Origin of the sequence: Mesorhizobium sp. M0848, assembly GCF_040319805.1 — a bacterium.
GTDB lineage: Bacteria > Pseudomonadota > Alphaproteobacteria > Rhizobiales > Rhizobiaceae > Mesorhizobium.
Window position 1 is genome coordinate 246,240 of sequence record NZ_JAMYOM010000003.1, and the last position, 20,421, is coordinate 266,660.

The 20,421-nt window shown below is 63.7% G+C and carries 20 protein-coding genes; 2 read left to right on the forward strand and 18 right to left on the reverse strand.

Annotated elements, in window-relative coordinates:
• Window positions 1-85: 85 nt before the first annotated feature.
• From NKH95_RS04895 to NKH95_RS04905, 3 genes are all read right to left on the reverse strand, one after another.
• Complete coding sequence (locus NKH95_RS04895) at window positions 86-1,012, reverse strand: DMT family transporter (protein ID WP_352677475.1); 927 nt, start codon at window positions 1,010-1,012, stop codon at window positions 86-88.
• A gap of 60 nt (window positions 1,013-1,072) precedes the next feature.
• Window positions 1,073-1,960, reverse strand: coding sequence for a DMT family transporter (locus NKH95_RS04900; RefSeq protein WP_128303058.1), 888 nt, complete (start codon window positions 1,958-1,960; stop codon window positions 1,073-1,075).
• A 178-nt stretch (window positions 1,961-2,138) separates the two neighbouring features.
• Complete coding sequence (locus tag NKH95_RS04905; protein WP_128303059.1) at window positions 2,139-3,656, reverse strand: S10 family peptidase; 1,518 nt, start codon at window positions 3,654-3,656, stop codon at window positions 2,139-2,141.
• Between the two features lie 153 nt (window positions 3,657-3,809).
• On the opposite strand from NKH95_RS04905, the gene NKH95_RS04910 reads away from it, so the two are divergent.
• Window positions 3,810-4,511 (forward strand): helix-turn-helix transcriptional regulator, encoded by a 702-nt coding sequence (locus tag NKH95_RS04910; RefSeq protein ID WP_352753442.1) that lies wholly within the window; start codon window positions 3,810-3,812, stop codon window positions 4,509-4,511.
• A gap of 21 nt (window positions 4,512-4,532) precedes the next feature.
• Here the strand turns inward: NKH95_RS04910 and NKH95_RS04915 are convergent, their stop codons facing one another.
• Window positions 4,533-5,627 carry a polyamine ABC transporter substrate-binding protein gene (locus tag NKH95_RS04915; protein ID WP_352550560.1) on the reverse strand — a complete coding sequence of 365 codons (1,095 nt, stop codon included), beginning with the start codon at window positions 5,625-5,627 and terminating at the stop codon, window positions 4,533-4,535.
• A gap of 44 nt (window positions 5,628-5,671) precedes the next feature.
• Entirely contained in the window at window positions 5,672-6,778 is a 1,107-nt protein-coding gene (gene aguA, locus NKH95_RS04920) for an agmatine deiminase (RefSeq protein ID WP_352891138.1), read from the reverse strand.
• Window positions 6,779-6,980: 202 nt separating this feature from the next.
• On the opposite strand from aguA, the gene NKH95_RS04925 reads away from it, so the two are divergent.
• Window positions 6,981-7,487, forward strand: a complete 507-nt coding sequence (locus tag NKH95_RS04925) for an OsmC family protein (RefSeq protein ID WP_352753438.1) — start codon at window positions 6,981-6,983, stop codon at window positions 7,485-7,487.
• Between the two features lie 3 nt (window positions 7,488-7,490).
• Here the strand turns inward: NKH95_RS04925 and NKH95_RS04930 are convergent, their stop codons facing one another.
• From NKH95_RS04930 to NKH95_RS04990, 13 genes are all read right to left on the reverse strand, one after another.
• Window positions 7,491-7,712, reverse strand: a complete 222-nt coding sequence (locus NKH95_RS04930) for a hypothetical protein (protein WP_013532531.1) — start codon at window positions 7,710-7,712, stop codon at window positions 7,491-7,493.
• A gap of 167 nt (window positions 7,713-7,879) precedes the next feature.
• Window positions 7,880-8,509 (reverse strand): hypothetical protein, encoded by a 630-nt coding sequence (locus NKH95_RS04935; RefSeq protein ID WP_128303064.1) that lies wholly within the window; start codon window positions 8,507-8,509, stop codon window positions 7,880-7,882.
• A gap of 135 nt (window positions 8,510-8,644) precedes the next feature.
• On the reverse strand, window positions 8,645-9,385 hold the full coding sequence (locus tag NKH95_RS04940) for an SDR family NAD(P)-dependent oxidoreductase (RefSeq protein ID WP_352442166.1): 741 nt from the start codon (window positions 9,383-9,385) through the stop codon (window positions 8,645-8,647).
• Window positions 9,386-9,429: 44 nt separating this feature from the next.
• Window positions 9,430-10,899, reverse strand: a complete 1,470-nt coding sequence (gene purF, locus NKH95_RS04945) for an amidophosphoribosyltransferase (protein WP_013532528.1) — start codon at window positions 10,897-10,899, stop codon at window positions 9,430-9,432.
• A gap of 104 nt (window positions 10,900-11,003) precedes the next feature.
• Window positions 11,004-11,663, reverse strand: coding sequence for a CvpA family protein (locus NKH95_RS04950; RefSeq protein WP_352442167.1), 660 nt, complete (start codon window positions 11,661-11,663; stop codon window positions 11,004-11,006).
• A 63-nt stretch (window positions 11,664-11,726) separates the two neighbouring features.
• Window positions 11,727-13,130, reverse strand: coding sequence for a DNA repair protein RadA (gene radA, locus NKH95_RS04955; RefSeq protein WP_023813748.1), 1,404 nt, complete (start codon window positions 13,128-13,130; stop codon window positions 11,727-11,729).
• A 231-nt stretch (window positions 13,131-13,361) separates the two neighbouring features.
• Window positions 13,362-14,852 carry a replicative DNA helicase gene (locus NKH95_RS04960; protein ID WP_127261333.1) on the reverse strand — a complete coding sequence of 497 codons (1,491 nt, stop codon included), beginning with the start codon at window positions 14,850-14,852 and terminating at the stop codon, window positions 13,362-13,364.
• Window positions 14,853-15,078: 226 nt separating this feature from the next.
• Window positions 15,079-16,308 carry an RNA polymerase sigma factor gene (locus tag NKH95_RS04965; RefSeq protein ID WP_352722766.1) on the reverse strand — a complete coding sequence of 410 codons (1,230 nt, stop codon included), beginning with the start codon at window positions 16,306-16,308 and terminating at the stop codon, window positions 15,079-15,081.
• Window positions 16,305-16,670, reverse strand: coding sequence for a YciI family protein (locus NKH95_RS04970; protein ID WP_128303068.1), 366 nt, complete (start codon window positions 16,668-16,670; stop codon window positions 16,305-16,307). The genes NKH95_RS04965 and NKH95_RS04970 overlap by 4 nt, the downstream gene beginning before the upstream one ends.
• Window positions 16,671-16,710: 40 nt before the next feature.
• On the reverse strand, window positions 16,711-17,424 hold the full coding sequence (locus tag NKH95_RS04975) for a DUF1428 domain-containing protein (protein ID WP_352722765.1): 714 nt from the start codon (window positions 17,422-17,424) through the stop codon (window positions 16,711-16,713).
• Window positions 17,425-17,564: 140 nt separating this feature from the next.
• Entirely contained in the window at window positions 17,565-18,536 is a 972-nt protein-coding gene (locus NKH95_RS04980) for a small ribosomal subunit Rsm22 family protein (protein ID WP_023813754.1), read from the reverse strand.
• Window position 18,537: 1 nt separating this feature from the next.
• The gene (locus NKH95_RS04985; RefSeq protein ID WP_023813755.1) at window positions 18,538-18,861 is read right to left on the reverse strand and encodes a YnfA family protein; all 324 of its coding nucleotides are present in this window, start codon (window positions 18,859-18,861) and stop codon (window positions 18,538-18,540) included.
• A 67-nt stretch (window positions 18,862-18,928) separates the two neighbouring features.
• Entirely contained in the window at window positions 18,929-20,233 is a 1,305-nt protein-coding gene (locus NKH95_RS04990; RefSeq protein WP_023813756.1) for a cyclopropane fatty acid synthase, read from the reverse strand.
• Window positions 20,234-20,421 lie beyond the last annotated feature (188 nt).

Consider the following 20,421-nt stretch of genomic DNA (forward strand, 5'->3'; position numbering starts at 1 on the left):
CCGAGGGGTTTGGGGGGACTTGGGGATGGCCCGTCGCAGCAATAATGCCTGACCCGGATGATGGTTCCGTGACCGCGTCACTTTTTTAAGAAATATTTGACGCCACGCGTTGCGGGCCGGCCAAGCGTTGCGAGCGGGCCATCAGCCAATCCCGCCCCGCATGGGCGAACACCGCGCACAACACGATGACGCCGCCGATCATGCTGGCGGCTGGTGCAATCTCGCCCAGGAACAGGAAGGCAAACAGGATCGCGAACGGCACTTCGGCCGAGCCGAGCAGCCCGGATTCGGCCGGCGGGATGAGCCGCGCGCCTTCCGTCCACAGGATCGAGGACAGCGCGAAGGACGCGCCGAAAGTGACGAGCAGAACCGCATCCCTTGGCGAAACCGCCAGCGGATCGGTGACGAACCAGCCGAGCACGAACAACAGGAAGGCCGACACCGCACCGGCCCACACCACGGGCGTGTCGCGGAAGGCGCGTACCATGATCATGTAGAGGCCGCTGCCGATGGTCATCAGCAGTGCCAGTCCGTCGCCGAACAGATTGCCGCTGCCGAAGCCGGACCAGACCATGATCGCCACGCCGCACAGCGACACGGCGGCGGCGACCATCGTCTGCAACCGGAACGGTTCGCGCGTCAGAACCCAGGCCAGCAGTGCGGTGACGAAAGGTGCTGTGGCATAGATGACGGCGACATTGGCGACGAAGGTGAACTTGAACGCCGATATGAAGGCGATGCTGGCCAGCGCACCTTCCACCGCCAGCAGCCAGCCGCGCCAGCCAAGCCGCAGCGTTTCGCGGTTGCCGGAACGGTGACGCCGCCACAGCACATAGAAGCTGATCAGGATCGCGCCGACAAAGCCGCGCCAGCAGATGATGGTCAACGGGTCGGCATGGATCGACTTTGTCAGGACACCGGTCAGGCCGAAAACGGCAGCTGAGGACGACACCAGGATGATGCCGAGTGTGCGCTCCGCGGCGGTGTCGGTGGCGGCTGCAAAGTCAGTCATGCAACCAGCCTACGCCGCTTGGTCCTGACATCGTAGTGTCAGCAATCATGGCCATGCACATCATAGCCGTTTGCGGAAATGCTCGGTGCCGACGATCAACAGGCCGGCGGCGACGATCAGGGCGGCACCCAGGAAGACTTCGCGGCGCGGCACGTCGCCCCAGATCGCAAAGCCGAGCGCGAACGCCCACAACAGCGAGGTGTATTCCAGCGGTGCCAGCACCGAGGCCGGTGTGCGCTTCATGCCCTCGAAGAGAAGATACTGCGCCAGGCCGCCGAGTGCGCCGACGCTGGCAAGGAGCAGCAACTGAGCCCCGTCCGGTGTCCGCCACCACAACAACGCCGGTACCGCCGAAAACAGCAGGAAATAGAAATTGTTGAGCAGGAGTTGGATCATCGAGCGCTCGGCAAGGGCGGTTTTGCGCAAGAGTACGATGGCGATGCCCCACAAGAAGGCGGCCGCCAGCACCAGCAGCACCGGCACGGACAGGCCGAGATGAGTCGGATCGCAAGCGATGAACACGCCGGCAAAGCCGATCAGCACCGCCAGCCAGCGCAGCATCGGCACTTTTTCGCCGAGCAGGAACACCGAAAGCACGGTGACAATGATTGGGGCCGCGTAATAGACGGTGGTCAGTTCGGCGAGCTGCAGGCTGCGCGCCGCGTTGTAGTAGCAGAGCCACGCAGCAAGCGTGAAGGCACTGCGCACCAGCATCGGCCGCACGATCGGCGAGCGCATCGTGTCAGCAAACAACTGTCGTCCGCCGATCGCCGCGCACGCACCCAGAATGGTGATGCTGCGGAAGAACATGATCTGCCAGACGCTCATGCCGACGACCAACAGCTTGATCGAAGCATCCTGTGTCGAAAACAGCAGATAGGCCGCACCGGTCAGCAGGATGCCTGCAAGAACCCGCTCGCGTGTTTCGAGAATGGCGATATCGGCCATAAGGCGCGTGGGACCAAAATTGCCGGAGCGGCAGAAATGCTGTGAGGAGCGACACAAGGGAACTGTGAATTCAGCTCCCTTGGCACCAAGCTATACGGGCGAAAACCGCTGCGGCGCTACGCCAGCCCGGTGCTTATGTTGGGGCAGGGGTCCATGGCGAGTTGCACTGTCGCCAAGCCTATTGCGTCGCCTGGTAAAGCTCCGAAGCGGCCTCTTTCAGGGCGCGCCGACCATCGGATCGGAAATACATCATGTGCCCGCCCTCGACGACATCGAGACGGATAGGCTTGGCATTGGCGAGCGACGGGATCTGGTTCACCAGGTAGCGCGAGGCGAGGTAAGGCGTGACCAGGTCGGTGTAGCCGTTGACGATCACGACGCCGAGCGAGGGGTTCAGCGAGCGTGCTCGCTGCAGATCGTCCATTACCCCGGCATAGCCTTGCCGTGACGCGCTGGTCCCGTAGTCCCAATTATGGCTGATTTCGCCATTGAGCAGCCGATAGCTGACATCGGTGCGGAAATGCAGTTCGTCGCTGATATAGCCGACGAACGCCGACGTCAGCGCCGGCACGCTGCGGTCGAGCACCGGATCCGGGCCGGCGATGCGAGCGCTCTCGGGCGCGATGTCGGCCGTGCCGATCGTGGCGTCATAGGGGCTGAGCACCTTGCCGCTGGCGCGGGCGAACTCCCTTGCGAACAGGCCGGTGGGAATGCGGGCGGAGTTCCGCTGCACCAGGTCGAGCGGCAGGCCGGTGATGTCAGCCACGCGTTGACTGGCCAGCCGCCTGCCTTGCTCCAGTCCGCTGGTGAGCGCCGTAAGGTAATCGCCCATCGCATAATGTTCGACGTCTGCCAGCTTCTCCCGCAATGCATCGCCGCTGACGCCTTCGGCGCGCAGGCGCACCGCCGCCAGTGAAGGCAGTTCGAGCGCCCAATGCAGCGGCTCGAATTCGTCGGGCTGCACCAGCGTGAACTCCAGCGCCGGGGAGATCAGCACGATGCCGTTCGGACTGATGCCGATATCTTCCTGCAATGTCCTGGCGAGCAGCGCCGCGCGGAACCCGCCATAGCTTTCACCGGCAAGGAACAGCGGCGAGCCGGTGCGGCCGTTCTGCGAGAGATAGAGCCGGATGAAGGCGCCAATCGAGCTGGCATCCTGGTTGACACCCCAGAAATCGCGCGTGTCCTGCCCCGGTGCCTCGCGGCTATAGCCGGTTCCGACCGGATCGACGAAGACGAGATCGGTCATGTCGAGCCAGCTGTCCGGATTGTCGATCAGTCTTTGCGGTGACGGCAGGAATTCGCCGTCGGCTCCCGTCGCGATTATCCGTGGACCGAGAGCGCCGATATGCAGATAGGCGGACGCTGCTCCAGGGCCGCCGTTGAACACGAAGGTGATCGGCCGCTGCGGGTCTTTGGCCCCGCTTGCCGGCGGCTCCAGCGTGTAGGCGACATAGAAGATCTCCGCCGTGACGTCGCCCTTGCCGGAAAGCAGCGACAGGGTGGCGGCTTTTGCCTGGTAATCCAGCTTTCTTCCGGCCAGCGTGATCGAATGGTTGGTTGTCTGCGGCGGCGGCAGCAGGGACAGAACGCCGCCCGAGGGCGCCGGCCGCTCCGCTGTTTCAGCCAGGACGGGCTGCGCCAGGACGGCAAGCATCGGCAGGATAAGGCAGATCAGTTTCAGCTTGACCGGCATGATGGCTCCGCGACAACGACTCCCGCATAGGTATGGCCGAGAGGTTCGAAGTCAAAGGAAATGGCTGTTTTGAACTTGTAACGGCTTGCGCTACTGTGAGCCGGAATGCAGTCGAACGTTTCCCTCGATCAGTTTGGACGCTGGAGCGGCGGTGTGGCCGCTGCGGCCGTTGCCGCGACTCCCGAAGAATTGTCGGCTCGCTTCACGGCAGCGGCGAGCGAGTTGCTTGGCTCCGACCGCGCCTATGTCGGCTTTTACCGTCGCGATATCACGTCCCTGACCATCGACGATGCCGGCCCCGATCGCTGGAACCGCGACTACGATGCACGACTGTATCGCCAGGATCCCTTCTTCCAGAGGTTCGCCAGCACAAGGCAGGATTTCCTGTTGCCGCTGTCGGCACTCCGCAATGGCGACTTCCAGCGCACCCCCTACTATCGCGAATTCTTCGGCCCTTCCGACAGTTTCGACGAGATCACCGGCGTGTTCAATCTCGACGGGCTGACCGCTGGCTATGTCACTTTTCTCAGGCGAAACGGGGCAGAACCGTTTGGCGAGCAGGATCTGGCAACGGCTTGCGCGGCAAGCAGCGCGACAAGGCTCATTTTGGGAAGATTGCTTCATCTGTGCCGCTTCCGGCACAAGGGCGCCGCAATCGGTGACGCTCGCTCGCGGCTGAGCAGGCGCGAGGCCGAGATTGCGCGGCACCTGGTCGATGGTGGCAACGCCAAGACCATCTCGCGAAGTCTCGCCGTCTCGCCCGGCACCGTCCGCAACCACATCAAGCAGATCTACCGCAAGCTCGGCGTGCACTCCCAGGTCGAGCTGCTGGCGACCCTCCGCGACGTCGCTTGAGCCTGACGGCTCCCGCCGGCTCTATTGCCCCGTCACGATGCGCGTCCACATGCGGTTTTGCGATCGCAGCCACTTTGGGTCGTTGTTGTCGACCACGAACAGCTTGGCCTTTACGGCATCAGCCGGAAAGACGCCGGGATCGCTGGCTATGGCCTTGTCCATCAGCGGCAGGGACTCCGGTATCGCATTGGCGTAGGAGACATAGCTGGAATTGGCCGCGGCGATATCGGGCCGCAGATTGAAGTCGATCCAGGCCTGGGCGTTGTCGGGATGCGGCGCATCTTTCGGCACCGCCATCGTATCGAAGTTGATGAGCGTGCCTTCCCTGGGAATGGAATAGGCGATCTCCAGCTTCTTCACGGATTCCGCCGCACGAGTCCTTGCCTGGAGGATGTCCCCCGACCAGCCCAACACCACGCAGATGTCGCCGTTGGCGAGGTCGTTGATGTATTTGGACGAATGGAAATAGCGGATGTAGGGCCGCACCTTGCCCATCAGGTCCTCGACCCTGGCGAGGTCGTCGGGACTGGTCGATTTGGGGTCGATGTGAAGATAGTTCATCGCCATCGGGATGACTTCCGCCGGCGCATCGATCATGGCCACGCCGCAATCGGACAGCTTCTTGACCATTTCGAGGTCGAAGACCATGGCGAAGGAATCCGTCGGCGCGTCCGGCAGCCGCTGCTTCACCGCGGCGACGTTGTAGCCAATGCCGTCGGTGACCGCCATATAGGGCACGGCATGCAGGTTCCGCGGGTCGGCGCCAGCGATCAGCGCCAGGGCCTGCGGATCGATCTTCGAATGGTTGGCAAGCTTCGATTTGTCGAGTTCCAGGAACGCCCCCGCCTTCACCTGGTTCTTCAGGAACGGATAGGCTGAGGGGTAGACCACGTCATATCCCGAGCCGCCGGTGAGCAGCTTGGTTTCAAGCACCTCGTTGCCGTCATAGACATCGTAGCGAACCTTGATGCCCGTCTCCTTCTCGAATTTCTCGGCCGTGTCCTGCGCGATGTAGTCGGACCAGTTGTAGACGTTGACGATCTTTTCCTCGTCAGCCGAAGCCGCATTTGCGCAGATGCCGCAGGCAAGCAGGGTTGAGAAGATCAGAGCGCGCATAAATGTCCTCCGTTTTCGCTATCTGTTTTGGGCATGCCCTTCCCTCAACGCCGTTGCGGGGCATAGACTGGCAAGGTGATGCAGGCGACATTGCCGCCACCCAGCAGGATCTCGCGTGAGTTTTCGATGCCGACTATCTTGTGGTCGGGAAACAGCTCGGCCAGCGTCTGCTTGGCCCTCACATCGAGATCGCAGCCGAACTGCGGTACCACCACGACGCTGTTGCCCGGATAGTAGTTGATGTAGCTCGCCGCGATCCGGTTTCCGGCCGGTCGCGCCCAGGTCGAATCCAGCCGGTCCACGCTGTCGCTTTCTTCCGGCGTCATCTCGATCGGCAAGGGGTGGGGCAGCCGATGAACTTTCAGCGCGCGGCCACGCGTATCGCGGGCCGAACGCAGCACCTCTTCGGCTTCTCGCACAATCTCGTATTGTGGGTCCTCCCGGTTGTCGGTCCAGCTCAGCACGACCACGCCGGGGCGCACGAAGCAGCAGACGTCGTCGACATGGCCGTCGGTCTCGTCGAAAGCGAGGCCGCGTGGCAGCCAGATGACGGTATCGACACCGAGATAGTCGCCGAGCTGGCGTTCCACTTCGGCCTTGCCGAGATGGGCGTTGCGATTTCGGTTGAGGAGGCATTGCTCCGTCGTGATGAGGGTGCCCTGGCCGTCGCACTGCAATCCGCCGCCCTCGGCGATCAGCGGCGCCCGGTAGCGATCCATGTTCTCGATTTCGAGCACTTTCTGCGCCGCCAGGTCGTCCAGGTCCCATGGCGAATAGAGGCCGCCGTCGAAACCGCCATAGGCGTTGAAGATCCAATCGACGCCACGCACGTCGCCTTGATCGTTGACGACGAAATTGGGGCCGCTGTCGCGCAGCCAGGAATCGTTGGTGGACATCTCCACGATGCGCACATGGCCTGGCAATCGCGCTCGGGCATTCTGCCACTGGCGAGCAGAGGCCGCCACCGTCACCGGCTCGCTTTGCGCGATCGCCGCGGCGACATCCGCGAACAGCTTTTGCGCGGGCTTGGCGCCGAGGCGCCAGGTGTCCGGTCGCTCCGGCCAGATCATCCAGCAGCCTGATTTGGGTTCGAATTCGCCGGGCGCGCGAAACCCATCCTGTTTCGGCCTTGTCGAGAGGGTACGGGGCATCTTGGGACCGCCGGGAAATGGAGTGATGACTTGCCCGGATCAGACGTTTTGGGACCTTGTCCGTCAATGTCCCATTTGGGATATCGGTGTCGGCGGCTGTCTCCTGTTGCGGAACGGCATTGCCTTCCCACGGTGATCGGCGCAAATCTCGACCGGACGGCGTATGCCGGTGACGCAAGCAGTCGACGAAAGGGGAAAGCGGATGGATGCGATCGAACTGAAGGCCATGCAGGCGCCGCTGAAGCAGGCCTATCGTGACGATGCTTCGCAGGCCCTGATCACGCTTCGCGCCAAGGGCTCGATCGACGACCAGTCGGTTGCCTGCAAGGTGGAGACGGGCAGGGCGCTCGCCATCGCCGGACTGCATCCGGCAACAGGCGGCTCAGGGCTTGAGCTCTGCTCGGGCGACATGCTGCTGGAGGCCTTGGTGGCTTGCGCCGGGGTGACGCTGAAGGCGGTGGCGACGGCGCTCGAGTTCAAGCTCGGCGCCGCCACGGTGGAAGCCGAAGGCGATCTCGATTTTCGCGGCACGCTCGGTGTCGCCAAGGATGCGCCGGTCGGCTTTCGCGCCATCCGGCTCAATTTCAACCTCGACACCGATGAGCCGCAGGAGCGGATAGACTCGCTGCTGAAGCTGACCGAGCGTTATTGCGTGGTATTCCAGACCATCAGCCAGAAGCCGGAGCTGACGGTGAGCGCGCGCCGCTGACGCTTACTGCGCTGACGGTTCTTCGGCGTCGCCCTCGTCAGTGAAGGGCGAGGCGCTCGGCACGCATTGCACCGACCAGCCGGCCGGTGTCGGCTGCTTCTGATATTCGGTGATGGCGGCGGTGCACTGTTCGCGTTTGTCGAAGGTGCTGGGCAGCACGACCATGCCGCCTTGCGGGCCGGCGATTACCAGATACCAGACCAACGCTGCTGCGGTCGTAGCCATGGGGATTTCCTCATTCTGCCAGTGGGCGCTTGTTGTGGGAGTCGCTGTGATCCTTACCAACTCCACGGAAATGACGAAAGCATGACGGCGGCGCAGCCTTCCATCGTCACATCACAGCCGCGTGATGTGACGGGGGTTTCGCAGCCCGATTTCGAAGCGAAATCGGCTCAGTTGGTGGCAAAACAATAGAACAAGCCGTCGCCCCCGGTGCCCTTGAGCGCCTCCTGGCTGCAGCCGCCGCGCGAAGCGTGCGAGGAATTCCAGGATTTGGCCGCTGCCGAATCGTCGAGGCCGGCGCGGTCATGATGGCCCATCATAGCGGCGCCTTCCGCCCCGCTCATCGTCCAGTCGCCGCAGGTCTGGTCGGCGATCTTGGTGCCGTCGGGCTTGGAGCCGGTCAGCACGTCGTGGCGGTTGGGCGTGTCGCCGCGGCCGTTGACCGCTTCGCCTTTCTCGTTGAGCGCTGTCTGCTTGGTGATGCCGTTGGCATCGCTGTGCAACGAGGCGACATCGTCGGCGATCTTGATGCCCTTTGCGTTTACCCATGGCCCCTTGCCGATGCGGTCGCGGGCGTCGGTGTCGCTGGTCGACAGATAGGCGGCCCAACTTTTGCCGGTGACGCCAGCGGCTTCCGCCAGCGACGCGCAATGCGCGTCGGCGCCTTTGAGGCCGCCGAGGTCGGCACCCTTGCCGGAACCGACACTGGTAACGAAGAAGCTCATCTTGGCATCTTGCGAGTAAGCGGCGCCCGCGGCTGCGATCAGGGTGGCGGCGGTGGCGAGAAGCAGTCTACGCATGTCGGTCCTCCGGTTGGTCTTCGACGGGTTACATCAGAAGAAACGTTGCCGGAGGCCTGTTTAATCCCTACGCATGTCGCCTAAAAGTGTGCAGCGGTTTTTGGGAAACCGACATGCGTCAAAAAGGCTCTAGTTTTATTCCGGCTGGCGATAGGCGACGAAGCGATTGTGCTTGGCTTGGAAGATCAATCCGGTCTCTTTCAGCTCCGGGCTGGCCAGCGGCACGATGCGTTTGGCGATCTCGGCGGGGTGCGGCAACGTCTCGGGATCCTCGCCCGGCACTGCCTGGGCACGCATGGCGGTGCGGGTGGCGCCGGGGTCGGCGGCGTTGACCCGGAGCGGCAGGCTCTGCGTCTCATGCGCCCAGGAGCGCATCATCGTCTCCACCGCGGCCTTGGACGCCGCGTAGGGCGCCCAGAAGGCACGCGCCGAGTGCGCTGCGTTGGAAGATAGGATGATCGCTCGTCCAGCATCGGAGAGCCGCAGCAGAGGGTCGACCGAGCGGATCAGCCGCCAGGTCGAGGTGACGTTGATGGTCATCACCTTCTCGAAGGTTTTTGCTTCGACATGACCGATCGGCGAAATGACGCCGAGAACGCCGGCATTGGCGACGAGAATGTCGAGCTTGCCCCAGCGTTCGTGGATGGCGCCGCCCAGGCGGTCGATGCCGGCCATGTCGGCGAGGTCGAGCGGCACCAGTGTCGCCTGGCCGCCGGCCGTCTTGATCTGGTCGTCGAGCTCTTCCAGTCCGCCGACAGTGCGCGCCACCGCAATGACATGCGCGCCGGCGGCAGCCAATTCCTTGGCCATGAAATAGCCGATACCGCGCGAGGCGCCGGTGACGACCGCAACGCGGCCGGTAAGGTCGAGGGTCATGCGATGGATTCCGGGAATTTGACTAACGCTGATGACGGTCCGGCCTACGTCCCGCTCGTCGCCAGCAGCGACAGCGTGCGCACATTGTCGTGGCCTTCGAAGTCGAGCAGGCGGGTTGGATACTGGCCGGTGAAGCAGGCATCGCAGAATTGCGGCTGGTCGTTGTCGCGGCTGGCTTCGCCGACGGCGCGGTAGAGCCCGTCAATGGTGAGGAAGCCGAGCGAATCGACGCGAATGAACTCGGCCATCTCCTCGATTGACATGCGCGATGCCAGGAGCTTCGATTTCTCCGGCGTGTCGACACCGTAGAAGCAGGAGGCGCGTGTCGGCGGTGAGGCGATGCGCATATGCACCTCCTTGGCGCCGGCGTCGCGCACCATCTGCACGATCTTCTGGCTGGTGGTGCCGCGCACGATACTGTCGTCGACCAGCACCACGCGCTTGCCCTCGATCATGCGGCGGTTGGCATTGTGCTTCAGCTTGACGCCCATGTGGCGGATCGAATCGCCCGGCTGGATAAAGGTGCGGCCGACATAATGATTGCGGATGATGCCGAGCTCGAAGGGAATGCCTGCGGCCTGGCTGAAGCCGATCGCCGCCGGCGTGCCCGAATCCGGCACCGGCACGACGATGTCCGCCTCGACCGGGCTTTCAACCGCCAGCTCGGCGCCGATGCGCTTGCGCACCTCATAGACGTTACGGCCTTCGACCGAGGAATCCGGCCGCGCGAAATAGACATATTCGAAGATGCAGAAGCGGGTCTTCTGCGGTTCGAAGGGGAACAGGCTTTCAATACCCTTGGACGTGACGACGACCATCTCGCCGGGCTTCAGGTCGCGAACGAAACGAGCGCCGATGATGTCGAGCGCGCAGGTTTCGGAGGCCAGGATCCAGGCGCCGTCGAGATCGCCGAGCACCAGCGGCCGGATGCCGAGCGGATCGCGGCAGCCGATCATCTTCTTGGCCGTCATCGCCACCAGCGAGAAGGCGCCCTCGACCTGCCGCACCGCATCGATGAAACGCGAGTTCAAATCGCGCTCCTTGCTGGTGGCGACAAGGTGCAAAAGCGTCTCGGTATCGGAGGTGGAGGAGAAGATCGCGCCTTGCTTCTGCAGCGCGCGCTGCACGGTCATGGCGTTGGTCAGATTGCCGTTGTGGGCGACGGCGAAGCCGCCATCGGCCAATTCTGCGAAAAAGGGCTGGATGTTGCGCATGCCGGCGCCGCCAGTCGTGGCGTAGCGGGTATGGCCAATGGCGCGGTTGCCTTGCAGGCTGTCGATGACGCGCTGCTTGGTGAAGGTGTCGCCGATCAGGCCGACATGGCGTTCGACATGGAACTGGCTGCCGTCATAAGAAACGATGCCTGCCGCTTCCTGGCCACGATGCTGCAGCGCATGCAGGCCCAGTGTGACGATGGCTGCCGCGTCCTGCCGGCCGAAAATGCCGAACACACCGCATTCGTCGTGGAAATGGTCGTCGGCCTCGGCGGAAAGCACGTCGTCTGCGTCTGCCATCTTAAGCTCCGCTAAAATCGCCATATAATGCGGGTTCGCGCCGAAAGCAACGCGGGCCGTGCGGTCGTTCACACCATCGTCAGATCCTGACGTCGTTTTCGGCGTCAGTTTGCCGGTGCCGTCGGTGCCGGAGCGTTGTTGGCCGGTGGTGTTGCGTCATTGTCGTCAGGCGCCGGCGTGTTGGCATCGTCGCCGCCCGCCGGAGCATCCGCCGCCGGTGCGTCCGGAGCAGCTGGTGTCTCGGCGGCCGGCTGATTCGGATTGAGCTTCTTGAGGATCGCGTTTTCCGGATCCTCGGGCAGCAGGCTTTCGAGCTTGGCGCCGATCTGTTCGAGCAGCGGCCGCGACTTGGCCTCCGTGACCCAGGCTGGTGCCTTGGCACCGGCCAGCCAGTTGAAGAACAGCAGGGCGACGGCAACGACCAGGATGCCGCGCGCGGCGCCGTAAAGGAAACCGAGCGTACGATCGAGTGCGCCGATCCTGGAATCGATGATCCAGTCGGCTAGCTTCATGGTGATGACCGAGACGACGATCAACGCGATGATGAAAACCACGCCGGCGGCCGCCGCCATGGCGACCTTTTCATTCTCGATGTAGGGCGCGAGGTAAGGCACAACCGGCTTGTAGAAGAAGAACGCCGCCGCTGCCGCCGCTGCCCAGGAGACGACGGACAGGACTTCGCGCGAGAAGCCGCGAACCATGGCGAGCATCGCCGAGACCAGAGTGAAGCCGACGAGAATTCCGTCAAGCAGCGTAATCGGCATGTCTTTCGCCCCACTCCATGAGCCGCATTATAGCGCGGAGCATCGGGTTCTGGGTCCGATGCTCTAATCTTCTTCGTCCACGCGGCTTCGGCGTGAGCCGGCTATGCGTGCCACGAGGTCGGCAAGCTCGGTCGGCTGGAAAGAACCGGCCCCGATCCCCCCGGCCAGTTCCCCGCTGCCCGAGGGCAGAACCGCGCTTCCAAAACCCAGCTTTTCGGCTTCCTTGAGGCGCTGTTGCGCATGCGCAACCGGCCTCACGGCGCCCGAAAGGCTGATTTCGCCGAAATAGACGCAATCGGCGGGAAGGGCAAGACCGGTGAGCGAGGAAACCAGGGCGGCCGCCACTGCCAGATCGGCCGCGGGCTCCGAAATCCGGTAGCCTCCGGCGACATTGAGATAGACATCGTGAGTGCCGAAGCGCACGCCGCAATGGGCTTCGAGAACCGCCAGGATCATCGACAGCCGGGCGCCGTCCCAGCCGACGACGGCGCGGCGCGGCGTGCCGAGCGAGGAGGGTGCGACCAGTGCCTGGATCTCGACCAGCACCGGCCTTGTCCCCTCCATGCCGGCGAAAACCGCCGCCCCCGGCGATTTGGCATGGCGTTCGCCAAGGAAAAGCTCGGACGGATTGGCGACCTCGCGCAGGCCCTTGTCCGACATTTCGAAGACGCCGATCTCGTCGGTCGGTCCAAAACGGTTCTTCACCGTGCGCAGGATGCGATAGTGATGGCCGCCTTCGCCTTCGAAGTAGAGCACGGCGTCGACCATGTGCTCGACGACGCGCGGCCCGGCGATCTGGCCTTCCTTGGTGACATGGCCGACCAGCACGATCGCCGCCCCTGTGGATTTCGCATAACGGATCATCGCCTGGGCGGCGGCGCGCACCTGTGTGACGGTCCCAGGCGCCGAATCGGCAAGGTCGGTCCACAGCGTCTGGATCGAATCCAGGATGACGAGATCAGGCCGCTTGCCGTCGGCGATCGTCGCCAGGATGTCCTCGACATTGGTCTCGGCGGCAAGTTCCACCGGAGAAGAGGCGACGCCAAGCCGCTGCGCCCGCAGCCTGATCTGCGCGACCGCCTCTTCGCCGGAAACATAGACGATGCGATGGCCTTTTGATGCCAGCGCCGCGGCCGCCTGGGTGAGCAGCGTCGACTTGCCGATGCCGGGGTCGCCGCCGACCAGCAACGCCGAGCCGCGCACGAAACCGCCGCCGGTGGCGCGGTCGAGTTCGCCAATGCCCGAGATGATGCGCGGCGCGTCCTCGATATCGCCGGACAGCGTGGTCAGCACCACCGCGCGGCCCTTGCGGGCATTGCGCGTGTTGGCTGGTCCCGAGCCGATGCCGCCGGACGTGCCTTCCTCGACCAGCGTGTTCCACTCGCCACAGGCATCGCATTTGCCGGCCCAGCGCTGATGCACCGATCCGCAACTCTGGCAGATGAATTGGACGCGTGACTTTGCCATTACGTCGCCGCAGGCTGAAAATTGGGAAAGCGGGGCGTTCCTTCACACCCCCCTCTGTCCTGCCGGACATCTCCCCCGCAAGGGGGGAGATTGGCAGTTTTGACTACAGCACCATCTCTGCCACGTCGGCGATTGGCGAAATCGGTAACGACATCCAATCTCCCCCCTTGCGGGGGAGATGTCCGGCAGGACAGAGGGGGGTGTGACAGAGCGCGACGGTAGGTCAAAAAGCTACTCGAACCTTTCCGGCAGATGATGCTCCTCGGCGAGGTCGGAGAAGCGGGTGAACTCGCCCTGGAAGGCAAGGCTGACGGTGCCGGTCGGGCCATGGCGCTGCTTGGCGATGATCACTTCGGCCTTGCCCTGGACCTCGATCATCTTCGTTTCCCAGGCGAGGTGCTCGGGCGTGCCTTTCTCCGGTTCCTTGTTCTTGATGTAATATTCCTCGCGGTACACGAACAGCACGACGTCGGCGTCCTGCTCGATCGAGCCCGATTCGCGCAGATCGGACAGCTGCGGATGCTTGTCGTCGCGGCTTTCGACCTGACGCGAGAGCTGTGAGAGGGCGATGATCGGCACGCCCAACTCTTTGCCGAGTGCCTTCAGTCCGGTGGTGATCTCGGTGATTTCCTGGACGCGGTTCTGCGATGCCTTGGCGGACGAACCCTGCATCAGCTGGATATAGTCGATGACCATCAGGTCCAGCCCGCGCTGCCGCTTGAGGCGGCGGGCGCGCGCCGCGAGCTGGGCGATCGAGATACCACCCGTCTGGTCGATGTAGAGCGGGCGCTTGTGGTTCTCCTGCGTGTAGGCGACAAGCTTGCCGAAATCGGCTTCCGTCAAATCGCCGCGCCGGATTTTCGAAGATGGTATCTCGGTCTGCTCGGAGATGATGCGGGTGGCCAGCTGCTCCGACGACATTTCGAGCGAGAAGAAGCCGACGACGCCGCCATTGGCCGCCTTGACCGAACCGTCGGCCTGCTGGGCAGGCTCATAGGCGGCCGCGATGTTGTAGGCGATGTTGGTGGCCAGCGACGTCTTGCCCATGCCTGGGCGGCCGGCGATGATGATCAAATCGGATGGCTGCAGGCCGCCCATGCGGTGGTCGAGATCGCGCAGGCCGGTGGCAATGCCGGATAGGTGACCGTCGCGCATGTAAGCCGCACTGGCCATGTCGACGGCGTTCTTCAACGCATCGGAAAAACTCTCGAAGCCGCCATCGTAGCGGCCGTTTTCGGCCAGCTCGAACAGGCGGCGTTCGGCGTCCTCGATCTGTTCGCCGGGCGCCATGTCGACCGGCGCGTCATAGGCGATGTTGACCATGTCCTCGCCGACGGTGATCAGCGCGCGGCGCGTCGCAAGGTCATAGATGGCGCGGCCATAGTCGGTGGCGTTGACGACGGTAACGGCCTCCACCGCCAGCCGCACGACATATTGCGCCATCGTCATGTCGCCGACTTTCTCGTCGGCCGGCAGGAAGGTTTTTAGCGTTATCGGCGTCGCGACCTTGCCCATGCGGATGAACTCGGACGCCACCTCAAAGATCTTGCGGTGCAGCGGCTCGTAGAAATGGCTGGCCTTGAGGAAGTCCGAGACGCGGTAGAAGGCATCGTTGTTGACCAGGATCGCGCCGAGCAGCGCCTGCTCGGCCTCGATGTTGTTTGGCGCTTCACGATAAAGCGGTGTTTCCGCGACGCCGAATTTTCGCGCTGCTTCTGCCATGATGTCCCCGATTTCGATCCCGGCTTCTCGATATCAGAACGTGACAAGTCCATGCTGACTTATCTGCACCAGTGCCTGTCCAATCAGCTTTGATACCCGCGATTCACAGCCGAGTTTTTTCGGTGGAAAGAATCACAATTGACTCGAATCGAAAGAACGATTGTAGCGCATCTACAGGGAGAACAAAACGGGAAAACAAGAATGGTGCCCTGTGCAGCCATCCCGCTCAAAGCTGACCGAGTCGCCCCTCGATGAACCGGCGTTCCGCCGGTTGCCGGGTCAACTCGATCGCCCGCCGGTAGGAGGTCCTTGCCGCTTCGGTCAAGCCAAGCCTGCGCTGCATTTCTGCTCGCGCCGCGTGCGCCAGATGGTAGCCGTCCAGCCCGCCTTGTCCCATGGCCGCCTCGATTGCCGCCAGTCCGGCCTGCGGGCCGTCGCGCATGCCTATGGCCGCGGCGCGGTTGAGTGCCACGACCGGCGAGGGGTCGACGCGGCCGAGCACATCGTAAAGCGCGACGATTTGTACCCAGTCGGTCTCCGCCGTGCCTGCCGCCTCGGCGTGGACGGAAGCAATGGCCGCCTGCAGGATGTAAGGTCCGATGCGGCGCGAGGCGATCGCCCGACCGATCAGGCCGTCGGCCTCGGCGATCAGCGAACGGTCCCACAGCGTGCGGTCCTGATCCTCTAGCAGGACAAGGTCGCCGCTGGCGTCGACCCGCGTCGCGCGCCGCGCCTCGTGCAGCAGCATCAGGGCCAGCAGCCCTTGCGCCTCCGGCTGGTCGAGCAGTTCGACCATCAGCCGGCCGAGCCGGATCGCCTCGGCGCACAGATCGGCCCGCGTCAGGTTCGGCCCCTCGGTTGCCGCGTAACCCTCATTGAAGATCAGGTAGATCACCTGCAGCGCACTCTCGAGACGCGCCGGCAGGTCGTCGCGGTCCGGCACTTCGTAAGGGATGGCCTCGTCGCGGATCTTCGCCTTGGCCCGCACGATGCGTTGCGCAATGGTCGGTGCCGGCGTCAGATAGGCGCGGGCGGTCTCTTCGGTGGTCAAACCACCCACTTCGCGCAGGGTCAGGGCGATGCGTGCATCCGGCGCCAGCGCCGGATGGCAGCAGACGAAGATGAGCCGCAATTCATCGTCCTGGATGTCTTCCGGCATGGCCGGCTCCGGTGTCGGCTCGGCCAGAGCCGTGAGCTCGGGCAGAGCCCCGGCCAGCCGCGCTTCCCGGCGCCAGCGGTCGATGGTCCTGAAGCGGCCGGCCGAGACCAGCCAGGAATAGGGATTGGCCGGCACACCCTGGCGCGGCCATTGTTCGGCGGCAGCAGTGAAGGCCTCATGCAAGGCCTCCTCCGCCGCGTCGAAACCGCCGAGCAGGCGGATCAAGGTCGCCAGCACGCGCCGCGCCTCGGTGCGGTAGGCCGCCTCCAGGGCGTCGCGCGGGCCGGCGGTGCTCACAGGACCGGCGGCGGCTGGCTGAAGTCGACGACCGGACGGACTTCGATAAAGCCGATCGTTGCCAGCGGATGGCCGCTCGCCACCCGCACCGCTTCATTGAGATCACGGGCTTCGATGACGATGATGCCGCCCAGGATTTCCTTGGTCTCCATGAACGGGCCGTCGACCGAAGACATCTTGCCGTCGCGGACCTGCACGGTCATCGCCTCTTCCGGCAACACCAGGGCCTCGGCGGTTACGAAGTGGCCGCTGGCCCTGAGCACCTCGTCATATCCGGCGCATTCGGCCAGCACGGCGTTGGCTTGCGGGCTGCCGCCGAACAGCGTCTTGGGGTGGTAGTAGATGAGACAGGCATAACGCATGGTGGGTTTCCTTTTCCAGGATTGTCTAGGGTTCTTGGGATCAGGCGTCGAGGATCGGTGCGAAGCCGCCGTGGACCCGGCGCTGGTTGTCGTAGGGCATGGTGTCGGCATACATGCGCGGATCGGCAATCACCTTCTTCCAGGCGTCGTCACGCACCTGCTTCGACGGCCATTCGACCCAGGCATAGACGACAACCTCATCGCCCGTCGCTTTCACGGCGCTGCGGTAATCGGTGATCTCGCCGTCGGGAACATCGTCGCCCCACGCCTCGACGACGCGGGTTGCGCCATGTTCCTTGATCACCGCGGCCTGCTTCGCCGCCACGGCAAGGTAGGCTTGCTTGTTGGCGGCCGGCACCGGCACCAGCGAGCCATCGATATAGCCGGTCTTGCCGGTCGTGTTCAGGTCGATGAACGGCGTGAAACCGCCGATGATCATGCGCTTGCCGTCAAAGGGCATGGACGCGCCGATCTCCGCCATGCGCGGGTCGCTCATCATCGTCTGATAGGCAGCGTCCGCCGCCGCCTTGTCCGCGTATTCGTGCCACGAAAAGGTGATGACCTCATCCGGCTTTGCCTTCACGGCTCCCTTGAAGTCGGTGATCTTGCCGCCGGGCACGTCGTCGCCCCATCCCTCGACCATCCGGGTGGTGCCGAACTCCTTCAGCACCGATGCCGCCTTGGCGACATGCTTGCGATAGGCTTCCTTGTTGGCGGCGGGCACCGCGGCGACAAATCCTGCGATATAGCTCATTGCGTCTCTCCTGTTGGCTGATGCCGTTTGACACTCTTGGCGTCTCGAAAGATCCGAGAACGCCAATGGTCGAACGGCACGGCCTGGATTCGACATCGCTCCGAATTTTTCTTCGGAGCGGTTCGAAACGCCACTGCCGCCTATTCGGAACCCAGCCTGTCGCCCCAGTCCAGCCGCCGGGCGAGCTTGAAGTCGGCGCCGTCGCGCTTGGTGAACAAGCGCTCGGCGGCGGTACCGTCGTCCTGGCAAAGCTTGAGCAGAACCTTGCCGGAGCCGGATTTCGGCGGCGCAAGAACCCGCGCCTGGTGCGAAGTGGGCCGTTCTCGGGAAGCCGCGACATAGATGAACTTCTCGTCTTCCCACGGCACGTCGGCATCCTTGGCCAGCCGATGCAGGCGCGAGCGGGCGACGCGGCGGGAAAAATGGCACCAGTCGGGCTGGATCAGCGGGCAGGGCGCCTGATGCGCGCAAGGCGCTAGCACATGCGCGCCCGCCTCGATCAACTGCCGGCGCACGGCAAGGATGCGCTGCCAGCCGGCAGGGGTGCCCGGCTCGACCACAAGCAGCGTGTCGGCGGTGAGTTGCCAGAGGCGGTCGATGAGCTTCGGCAGTGATGCGGGAGCGATTTCATCGAGCACATAGGCGCAAGTGACCAGATCGGCCGACTTGAGGTCGGCAAGGTCGATGGTGGCATCACCCGCCAGCCACCTCGTCTGGGCGGCAATCGCACCGGCGGCAAGTGTCTCGCCGACCTTGCGTACCGCCGCACTGGCTTCGAACAACACAGCCTGTTCGAGATCGGGCCACAGCTCAGTCGTGGCCCAAAGCGCAGTACCAGGACCTGCGCCGACATCGAGCAGGCTCTTGGGTTGGAAGGCGGGCTTGGCATCGCTCAGCGCATCGAGACTGGTGCGGATCGCGGCATAGGTCGCCGGCAGCCGCGTCGCCAGATAGGCTTTCACCGCCAGATCCTCGGCCATGTGCAGACGGCCGTCGCGCAATTCGGCACGATAACGGTCGGACAGCGTTTTTGCCGCTTGTTTGAGTACAGCCAGCGGAACGTTTTCGAGCAAGCGCTCGACACCTTGGCGAAGGGATGCCGGCAACTCCATCTCACGCGCCCCGCGGGACGAGAAGGATCACGGAAGCGCCGGCAATGCAGAGCGCCGCGCCGGCAAAATCCCAGCGGTCGGGGCGCACGTCCTCCACCAGCCACAGCCAGCCAAGCGATGCCGCAATGTAGATGCCGCCATAGGCGGCGTAGGCGCGACCGGCGGCTGACGTGTCGACCAGCGCCAGCAGGAGGCCGAACAGGGCAAGCGAGCCGAGGCCGGGAAGAAGCCAAAGCGGCGACTTATCCAGCCGCCACCAGGCCCAGAACGAAAAGCAGCCGGCGATCTCGGCCAGAGCGGCGGCGGCATAGAGGACGTAGGTCATGAAAAAGGTCCCGCGACGGTCACGGGACCTTTTTCAGTGCAGGCGCCGGCAATGGCAAGCGGCAATGCTATTCCTGGTCCGCAACCTTGCGGCGACGAGCCGGCTTGGCGGTCGGACTCTTTTTGACGGGAGCCGTTTCACGATGCCCCATATCGCGCATCTCGAGCGCCTTTTCGCATTTGGCCATGTAGTCGCGCGACATCGGCAGCGTATCGTTCTTCTTGGTGATCTGGATCTGGAAGATGACCAGGTCCTGCCAGCGGAAGGCGGCTTCCGAGGCCGCCAGATAGAATTCCCACATGCGGCAGAAGCGCTCGTCATAGATCGCCTTGGCCTTGTCGCGGTTGGCAGCGAAGCGCTCGCCCCAGTGCTTCAGCGTATCGGCATAGTGGAGCCGCAGGATCTCGACGTCGGTGACGACCAGGCCCGACTTTTCGATCGCCGGCATGACTTCCGAGAGCGAAGGGATATAGCCGCCCGGGAAGATGTATTTGCGGATGAATGCGCTGGTCGCCCACGGCACGCCGGAACGACCGATCGTGTGCAACAGCATCACGCCATCGGGCTTGAGCAGCGTCGCGCTCTTGTCGAAGAACGTACGGTAGTGGTTGACGCCGACATGCTCGAACATGCCGACCGAGACGATGCGATCGAAACGCTCGTTGAGTTCGCGGTAGTCCTTGAGCTCGAAATGCACGCGGCTTTCCAGCCCTTGCGCGTGCGCCCGGTCGGTGGCGACGCCATGCTGCTCGGTCGACAGCGTCACGCCCTGCACGTCGACGTCGAACGCTTTGGCGAGGTAGAGGCCAAGCCCGCCCCAGCCGGAGCCGATGTCGAGCACCGTCTGGCCGGCTTTCAGCCGGAGCTTGGCGGCGATGTGGCGCTTCTTGGCGGCCTGCGCTTCGTCCAGCGTCATGTCCGGCTGCTCGAAATAGGCGCAGGAATACTGCATGTCCTGGTCAAGGAAGAGCCGGTAGAGGTCGCCCGACAAATCGTAGTGGCGCTGCACGTTGCGGCGCGAGCGCGAGGCGGTGTTGATCTGCTGCAGGCGGCGGAAGGCGTGGCGCAGCCCTTCGATGGCCTTCGACCAGGTGGCGTCGATGCCGCCGCTGCCCATATTCTGGAAGGCGATGCGCATCACGCCCAGCACGCCGCCTTCGAGGATGTCGAGTTCGCCGTCCATGTAGGACTCTGGCACTGCCAGCATCGGATCGAAGGTGATGGCGCGCTCGGCATGCGCCGTCTTGATATGCATGTGCACCGGTTCGCCGCTGCCGTCGCCGAAAATCACAGCCGAGCCCTTGGGGCCGGTCACCTTGAGATTGCCGGTGCGCACCAGGCGGTCGAGAACGCGCTTCAACAGAATATTCATGACCAAATGTCCCCTCTCGGCCAGACAGGCTGCCTTGGCGCGTGACCGCGAAAATCGGTATCGATTTCGCCGGGGGTCTTGCGCCGAACCAAAGTTGCACAGCGTGCTTTGCGCGGCCAAAGGACGCGCTACGCCATAGTCTGCAACAATATATAGGGGTTCGAAAAGTTCCATTTGGCACAAAAATG